The organism is Microbacterium sp. BF1 (assembly GCF_019279095.1).
Lineage (GTDB): Bacteria > Actinomycetota > Actinomycetes > Actinomycetales > Microbacteriaceae > Microbacterium > Microbacterium maritypicum.
In genome coordinates this window covers 1-1701 of sequence record NZ_JAGYWT010000510.1, presented here as the reverse complement: position 1 = coordinate 1701, position 1701 = coordinate 1, and the positions used below count along the sequence as shown (strand labels likewise).

Below are 1701 nucleotides of genomic sequence, written 5' to 3'. Positions count from 1 at the left end.
AGGTCAGCACGACGGCCATCTGCAGCACCGTCTTGATGCGGTTGCGGATCTGTTCGGCGGTCGCCCCTGCGAAGGTCTCGGCACAGTCGCCACCCTGGAGCAGGAATGCCTGACCGGATGCGGCGCGATGACCTTGATGCCCATCCCGGCGAACATCGCGGCCTTCGCGATCAGGGCCTTGTCCGCCGTCTCCGCATCCGGGGCGTAGACCAGCTGCGCATGGTTGGCCTTGTGGCGGGCCATGAACTGGTCGCGCGAGATGCCGTGCAGCACCACGTGGGCGATCGGCCATTCCGGGTTGGTGGCGTCCTTGCGGCGCTGCGTCTCCTCCTCCGGCAGCTCCACGACCGAGGCCCGGAAGATGTCGGCCTGCAGGATGCCCTCGGCGATGAAGACGCGCGACAGCACGATCTCGCCGGGCTTCGAGACACCGTTGATCGTGGCACCGCCCGCAGGGAAGAACACGTGGCCCTGACGCCAGCCCTCGGCTTTCTGCCACCCGCCCAGGTGCGAGGCGGGCACCGAGCCGGAGATCTCATAGACCCAGACGAACCGACCGTCGTAGTCCTCGCCCCAGCGCACGTCGTGCAGGGTGTTGTCGGGCACGAGACCCATCGCGCGCCATACCCGGTCGGTGACGAGCGCGTCGACCGCGACGCCCTCGTCGGCTTCGTTGAAGTGCGGGAAGGCGCGGCCCTCGTGCAGCACGCGCGAGCCGTCGCGCGAGGTCACCGGCGGGCGTTCGGTGGAGTTCAGGATGCCCTCGGCCAGGTCGGATGCCGGCACCAGGTCCTTCAGCCCCTGCTGATATTGGATGCCGACCGCGTCGAGCCCGAAGTCGTCGGCGATGCGGAGCGCGGCGATGTACATCTTCAACTGCCACTGCACCTGCTCGCGCGTGAGCTCGGTGGCGGCGTCCTCGCCGTACCGGAAGGTCATGCCCGCCTCGATCAGCCAGTCGTAGGCGGCATCCGCCTCGTCCTCGGAGACGTTCAGCATCTCGGCGTACAGCGCCGACTGCGACAGGCGCTCCTTGTAGATGCCGGTCTGGTTGAGCAACTCGTCGTCGAAGATCGCGTTGTACATGCCCATGCAACCCTCGTCGAAGACGCCGATGATGGCCTTCTCGGCGAGCAGCTCCGCCGCGAGCGCCTCACCCAGCTGCTTCTCGGGGCTGTCCGGGAGCACGGGGAGCGGGCGCACGTGCGAGGCGTCGTGCGCGATGGCTCCGGTCTCGGTCCACTCCCTGATGCCGTCGCGGAACCATTCGTCGGTGAAGTCGACCGACCAGGTGGTGGCGTAGGGCTTGTCCATCTTGGTCAGGCCCGCGTTCAGGCCGAGCAGCCCGACGAGGCCGGGCCAGTCGCCGGCGAAGTTCGCGACCGTGAGGATCGGCCCCTCGTGGGTGCGAAGGCCGGCGAGCACGTGATGGGAGTACTGCCAGTTGGCGATCGCGACCACCAGCGGCGCGTCGACCGGGATGCTCCGGAAGACCTCGAGACCCATCCGCTGGCTGGAGATGAATCCGTGTCCGGTGGCGGGGTCGACCCCGAACGGTCGGATGACCTGCCAGCCGATCGACGAGGAGCTGGATCACTGCGGTCTTGCCCGCGTTGTATGACTCCTCGCCCATTCGCGAGGCATCGACAGCAGCGTGCTTCGCGCGTTCGTAGAGCTCGGCATCTTCCGGGTTCTGCAGCA

2 pseudogenes are annotated in these 1701 nt (G+C 67.7%); both read right to left on the bottom strand.

Annotated elements, in window-relative coordinates:
* Positions 1 to 127: pseudogene (locus tag KZA10_RS14250) on the bottom strand (3-deoxy-7-phosphoheptulonate synthase); the annotation flags it as partial.
* 86 nt (positions 128 to 213) lie between these two features.
* Positions 214 to 615 (bottom strand): annotated as a pseudogene (locus KZA10_RS18240) (fucose isomerase); the annotation flags it as partial.
* Between the last annotated feature and the right edge of the window lie 1086 nt (positions 616 to 1701).